Origin of the sequence: Acinetobacter sp. V2, from assembly GCF_001188385.1 — a bacterium.
Classification (GTDB): domain Bacteria; phylum Pseudomonadota; class Gammaproteobacteria; order Pseudomonadales; family Moraxellaceae; genus Acinetobacter; species Acinetobacter oleivorans.
Genome location: NZ_JZFB01000003.1, coordinates 11047 through 14241, shown reverse-complemented (window position 1 = coordinate 14241; position 3195 = coordinate 11047). Strand labels below are relative to the sequence as shown.

Genomic DNA, 3195 nt, shown 5'->3' with positions numbered 1-3195 from the left:
CCTGTTCTTGCACTAGGTCTGACTAAGCTTTTAAAAAAATCATCTAAAATAGATGAAACCAATATTCAAATTACAAATAGCTGGTTAGGGGTAAATAATTGGTTAATTGACCATGTTTTACCAAATCTGAAATGGGATATCACGATTGATGAGGGACTTGACCTAAATATGCAAGGTCGTTATCTCATGACGTGTAACCACCAAAGTTGGGTTGATACAACGGTGAATCAATATTTTGGTTTAACCCGTATGCCACTCACCCGCTTTTTTACTAAATGGGAACTCATCTTTATTCCTTTCGTTGGGCAAGCTTTTAAAATTCTAGGCTTCCCAATGATGAAACGTCATACTAAAGAACAGGTTGCAAAAAATCCTGAGCTCAAAGACCGTGACATGATGGAAGCACGTAAAGCCTGCGAACAGCTTTTAAGTCAGCCCTTCACATTATTGAATTATTTAGAAGGTACTCGTTTTACTCAAGAAAAACATGACCAGCAAAAATCGCCATATAAGCATTTGCTTAAACCCAAAGCAGGTGGCTTGGCACTTGCCTTGAATATTTTGGGTGACAAAATTGATGCCTTAGTTGATATGACAATTGTCTATCCGAATGGCGTTCCAGGATATAGCGATTTCTGGCTCGGTGATGTTTCAAGAATTGCAGTAAATTTGCGTAAAATTGAAATTCCAGACTGGGTTCTTGGTGGAAACTATGAAGACGATGCGGTTTACCGTGAACGTTTCCAACAATGGGTGCATGAAATCTGGACCGAAAAAGATCAACTTATTGAGCAAATGAAATCTCAATATACCTCTACGAATATTTAAGAAAGCATCCGTTATTATGCAAAACAGCGCTGGGAAAAAAACGAAATATCATCATGTAGATCCAAACAGCCTTTCGTTTAAGCTGTTTTTGATCTATGACATCTTTATGGTGTTTATTATTATTTTTAACCTGTTCTGTCTTGCGACTAATTTCTTTTTAATGAGCAGTATTGGGGCATGGTTCTTTGAACACATTCATTTGCCCCAGATATTGAGCTTTTACCGTAATTCACTGCATCCGTGGGTGATCACATCAGAAGCTTGGTTTATTGGTTTTTTAATTGTTGAGCTGCTCGTGCGCTGGAGCATTGCGATCATCAATAAACACCATAAACGTTGGTTCTTTTTCCCTTTTATTCACTGGTATGAAATTTTAGCCATTATTCCTCAGCTTCGTTTTCTACGTTTGTTTCGAGCTGGGATTATTGCTTATCGTTTACACGAAATGGGCTATCGAGTTATTCCGGAAAGCTGGAGAAAGACTGGATTATTTTACTATCGCGTCGTCATGGAAGAACTTTCCGATCGTGTTGTTATTACCGTGATTGATGGCATTAGATATGAACTTCAAACAAGTTCTAGTCATAAGCAGATTATTCACGACTTAGTTAATCATCATCGTGAGCAATTTACTGCTACCCTAACAGCATTATTACAAGAGTCTTTAGCGACTGCTTTAAAAGAACAAAAACCGGCAATAACAAAAGGTGTTGGGAAAATTGTAGATCAGGCCATAGTAGATACACCTGAGCTAACCCAATTATTACGCTTAATTCCTTTAGTCGGTAATCGTATTGAACAGCAAATTCAGAGTATTGGCCAAAGATTAGGTGAAAATATTAGTGCAGGTTTAATTGAACCTTTAATTGAGGGATCACCAAACAGTCCGAATTCTACTTATCAATTAATTTCTCAAAAAGTGAGTGAAATAAATATTAATAATCGTCAGCTTGAGCAATTGGTTGAATCTGTCGTGTTCGAGACACTGGAATCTGTACGAAAACAGGTCAAGGTCAAACAATGGCAACAAACGCTTGCGGAGTATGATCGAATCAAAGAATAAGCATTTACTTAATTTTTTATTAAACACGCTAGAGAATTGGCACGATTTGTTCTAGCATTTGCTCTATTTACAATAAACTTAACGATATTACAGCTCGTTTTAACGCCTTGAAGGAAGACTTATGGCTGATATCCGGATTACCGGCAGAATGGTTAACTTTAGCAGGATAACCTTCGATACCAATGATCATGATGTGATCCGCCAGCAATTATCAAATATATTAAATGAAGGTTCCTATCAAGGAACTTTAGTGATTATTGATAGTACGGTTGAGCAAGAGTTAATTGCATTAATTCAACTTCTGGTGAGCTTGGGTCTACAGCCTATGGCGGTAATCGACGGTATTTTAGGAGATGAAGCTCGCGCTATTCAATTCCCTGTTTTACCGGCAGATCAACCATTACAGCGTATTAAAGCCACAACAGAACAAGTCGCAATTGTAGAAAAACCTGCTACCGCTCCTGTATCATCTTCAGCAGAAACAAAAAAACCACTAAACAAGATAGCGGTTGCTCATATTACCTCTTATCATGATGAAATTTTACGTACAGGCCAATCCCTCGTACAAGATAACGGCGATATTATTTTAAAAGCTGGCATGAATAGTGGTTCTGAAGTGATTGCATCAGGAAATATACATATTTATGGCACAGTTCGTGGTAGAGTCATTGCTGGTGCGGGCGGGCACGCAGCTGCACGTATTTTTTGCCAATCTTTAGAGGCTGAGCTCGTTTCCATTGCCGGAACGTATTGTGTCGCAGATGATATCCCTAAACATGTGGTAAAAAAACCAGTACATATTTATTTAAATGAAAAGCAAGAGCTTGAATTTGAAGCGATTGAACTTTAGTTTATTAAGCAAATCACCAAAAAACAGCCCTTTTAAGGGTGAATGACCATAATAGGAGTGGATTCGGTGGCCAAAATTGTTGTCGTAACATCAGGCAAAGGTGGTGTAGGTAAAACTACAACGAGCGCATCTTTTGCAACAGGTTTAGCCCTTCGTGGTCATAAAACTGTTGTGATTGATTTTGATGTAGGCTTACGTAACCTTGATTTAATTATGGGTTGTGAGCGTCGTGTTGTTTATGATTTTTTCAATGTTATTAACAACGAAGCACGTCTGCAGCAAGCCCTTATTCGCGATAAAGATATCGAAAACCTTTATATTTTACCGGCTTCACAAACACGTGATAAAGATGCGTTGAGCGACGATGGTGTTGCTCGTGTTATTGATGAGTTATCTCAAGAATTTGATTACATCATTTGTGACTCACCTGCTGGTATTGAACGTGGCGCGATTT

The 3195-nt window shown here is 38.3% G+C and carries 4 protein-coding genes; all 4 read left to right on the top strand.

Features of this window, described 5'->3' with window-relative positions; genetic code table 11:
* The coding region (locus UC75_RS11040) for an acyltransferase (RefSeq protein WP_228137288.1) at positions 1–828 on the top strand (828 nt) is incomplete at its 5' end.
* Between the two features lie 16 nt (positions 829–844).
* Positions 845–1891: a hypothetical protein gene (locus UC75_RS11035; RefSeq protein ID WP_049837621.1), complete on the top strand. Its 1047-nt coding sequence runs from the start codon at positions 845–847 to the stop codon at positions 1889–1891.
* Positions 1892–2012: 121 nt separating this feature from the next.
* Entirely contained in the window at positions 2013–2741 is a 729-nt protein-coding gene (gene minC / locus UC75_RS11030; RefSeq protein WP_004794142.1) for a septum site-determining protein MinC, read from the top strand.
* A gap of 66 nt (positions 2742–2807) precedes the next feature.
* A partial coding sequence (locus UC75_RS21250) for an AAA family ATPase (protein WP_228137287.1) occupies positions 2808–3195 on the top strand: 388 nt, incomplete at its 3' end.

Coding starts and splice junctions, on each gene's coding strand:
- UC75_RS11035 (WP_049837621.1), top strand. CDS start 845: ATGCAAAACAGCGCTGGGAAAAAAACGAAATATCATCATGTAGATCCA.
- minC (WP_004794142.1), top strand. CDS start 2,013: ATGGCTGATATCCGGATTACCGGCAGAATGGTTAACTTTAGCAGGATA.